A 2,674-nucleotide genomic window follows, 5' to 3' on the forward strand; every position below is an offset into this window, starting at 1 on the left:
CCACGCCACCCGCATCCTGGCCCGAGCCTGGCTCGGCGTGATCTGGCGCTGCTGGCAAGACGAAACCGCCTACGACCCCACCCAACACGGCGCACTTCGGACACTGCTCAGCAACGGCAACGCCGCCTGAGGTTGACACAGGGCTACTCATGCGTGTGCCTTCCCGCGGCTCATGCGCTCTCCCTCGTCTGCCGTCCTGTCATCGAGCCTGCCCGATCCTACCCGCGCCGCGCGCGGCTGCTGTGCCCCACCGCAGCAGGGTCAGGGCACGACGCGACGGACCAGACCCACGAAGTACTCGTGCACGCGAGCGTCCCGGGTCACCTCGGGGTGGAACGACGTCGCGACGATGTTGCCCTGCCGCACCGCGACCACGCGCCCGGCCGCCTCACCCTCCTCGACCCGAGCCAGCACCTCCACCTGCGGCCCGAGATCCTCGACCCAGGGAGCTCGGATGAACACCGCGCGCAAGGGATCTCGGACCCCGTCTCGCAGGGCGGGCATGTGCAGGTCGTGTTCGAACGAGTCGACCTGACGGCCGAAGGCGTTGCGCCGCACCGTGATGTCGAGGCCACCCAGGGTCTCCTGGTCCGGCCGGGCGTCGGCGAGCCGGTCCGCGAGCATGATCATGCCCGCGCACGAGCCGTAGGCCGGCATACCCCCGGCCAGCCGCTTGCGCAGTGGCTCCTGGAGGTCGAAGGCCCGCACCAGCTTGTCCATCGTCGTGGACTCGCCACCGGGGATGATCAGGGCGTCGATCGACTCGACCTCGGCCGGCCGCCTGACGCCGACGGCCACGGCGCCGAGCTCGCCCAGTACCCGCAGATGCTCGCGGACGTCACCTTGCAGCGCGAGGACGCCGATGCGGACAGGAGATTCGCTCACGGTCGCAGCGTATGCCGACCGGTCGCCGCCGCGCGCCCCGGTCCGGTGGGCGGGCGCGGGCGAGCCTCACGTGAGCGGCCGGCATACATCGAGGTGATGGCCGGTCGCCGCCCGAATACCCCGCTCGGCGTAGTCGCAGAGCCGTCCGGTGGCCGACGCGGGAGTGGTGCGGTGGCCGCGAGGCTGTCCGGCATGACACAGGACATCGTGGTCACCGACCACCTCACCCGACGCTACGGGTCGCGCACCGCCGTCGACGCCGTCAGCCTCACCGTCCGGCGCGGTGAGGTCTACGGGTTCCTCGGGCCGAACGGCGCCGGCAAGACCACCACCATGCGCATGCTGATCGGGCAGGTGCGCCCGACGTCCGGCACGGCAAACGTGCTCGGCGGGACACCTGGCGATCCCCCGGTGCTGCGCCGGGTCGGCGCGCTGATCGAGGGGCCGGGCTTCTATCCCTACATGTCCGGCCGGGACAACCTGAGGGTGCTGGCCCGGTACACCCGGTTGTCGGACGCGAGCGTGGACCTCGCACTCGAGCAGGTCGACCTGAGCGGCCGCAGCCGCGACCGGTTCAGGTCCTACTCGCTGGGGATGAAACAGCGGCTCGGCGTCGCCGCCGCCTTGCTCGGCGACCCCGACCTGCTGATCCTCGACGAGCCCACCAACGGGCTCGACCCGGCCGGCATGGCCGACATGCGCGCGCTGGTGCGACGGCTCGCCACCCATGGGCAGACGGTCATGCTGTCCAGCCACCTGCTCGACGAGGTGCAGCAGGTCTGCGACCGGGTCGGCGTGATCAACCACGGCCGGCTGCTCGCCCAGAGCACGGTCAGTGAGCTGCGGGGTGCGAGCGGCGTGCGGCTACGCGCCGAGCCGGAGGACGCGGTGCACGCCGTCCTGTCCCGGGTGGCCCCCGGCCGCGTGCGCCGCCTCGACGACGGCACCATCCGCATCGAGCAGGACGCCGCCTCCATCCCCGCGCTCACCCGCGACCTGGTCCGGGGCGGGGCGGACGTGTTCGAGATCGCGCCGGTCGGCCGCACGCTCGAGGAGGTCTTCTTCGAGCTGACCGGCGACGCGGTGCACGCCTCCGACGTGCCGCCGACCCTGCCCACCCTGAGCGACGAGGAGGTCGCGTCATGAGTCGCCCCACCCAGACCGCCCCATCAGGCCCTCCCCCGAAGCCACCTCGCAGTCCCCGCTCGTCCCTCACGCGGCGCTTCACGGGGGTCCCCGGCCTGAGTGCCACCGTCCGCGCGGAGCTGCTCCGCCTCGCCAAGTGGCCGACCACCTGGATCATCACCGGCGTCTGGCTGGCGCTGGACCTCACCTTCGGCTACGTCATCGGCTACCTCCAGTACCGCTCGGCGGCCGACTCCGGGGACCGCAGTGCTGCAATGCTGCTCGCCGAGCTGAACCTCGACGCGGTGCCGCAGGCCCTGACCTCGGGATTGCCGATGTTCGGCGGCGCCCTGGTTCTCGTCATGGGCGCCCTGGCCACCGGCAGCGGCTACGGCTGGGGCACCTGGAAGACCGTCTTCAGCCAAGGCCCCGGACGACGGACCGCCCTCTCCGGCACCACCGTCGCGCTCGGACTCTGGCTGGCGTGCCTGGTCCTGCTGACCCTCGTCCTCGACGTCGGCGCGAGCACCGTCACGATGGCGATCATCGGCGAGCCGGTCGCGTGGCCGACCGTGCTGGCGGTGCTGCAGGGGGTGGGCGCGGCCCTGCTGATTGCGGCGATGTGGACCGCCGGCGGCGCAATCAGCAGGGCCGCGCCCACCCC

The 2,674-nt window shown here is 72.2% G+C and carries 2 protein-coding genes and 1 pseudogene; 2 read left to right on the forward strand and 1 reads right to left on the reverse strand.

Features of this window, described 5'->3' with window-relative positions:
* Positions 1-261 precede the first annotated feature (261 nt).
* The gene (gene pdxT, locus FRW57_RS20115; RefSeq protein WP_137120791.1) at positions 262-885 is read right to left on the reverse strand and encodes a pyridoxal 5'-phosphate synthase glutaminase subunit PdxT; all 624 of its coding nucleotides are present in this window, start codon (positions 883-885) and stop codon (positions 262-264) included.
* Between the two features lie 192 nt (positions 886-1,077).
* Between pdxT and FRW57_RS20120 the strand changes: the two genes are divergently transcribed.
* Entirely contained in the window at positions 1,078-2,031 is a 954-nt protein-coding gene (locus FRW57_RS20120) for an ABC transporter ATP-binding protein (RefSeq protein ID WP_152186894.1), read from the forward strand.
* Positions 2,028-2,674, forward strand: a pseudogene (locus tag FRW57_RS20125) (hypothetical protein); the annotation flags it as partial. The gene FRW57_RS20120 and the pseudogene FRW57_RS20125, both read left to right, overlap by 4 nt.

The sequence above is a fragment of the Segeticoccus rhizosphaerae genome (assembly GCF_009192725.1).
In the GTDB taxonomy this organism is placed as follows: Bacteria; Actinomycetota; Actinomycetes; order Actinomycetales; family Dermatophilaceae; genus Segeticoccus; species Segeticoccus rhizosphaerae.

Coding starts and splice junctions, on each gene's coding strand:
- FRW57_RS20120 (WP_152186894.1), top strand. CDS start 1,078: ATGACACAGGACATCGTGGTCACCGACCACCTCACCCGACGCTACGGG.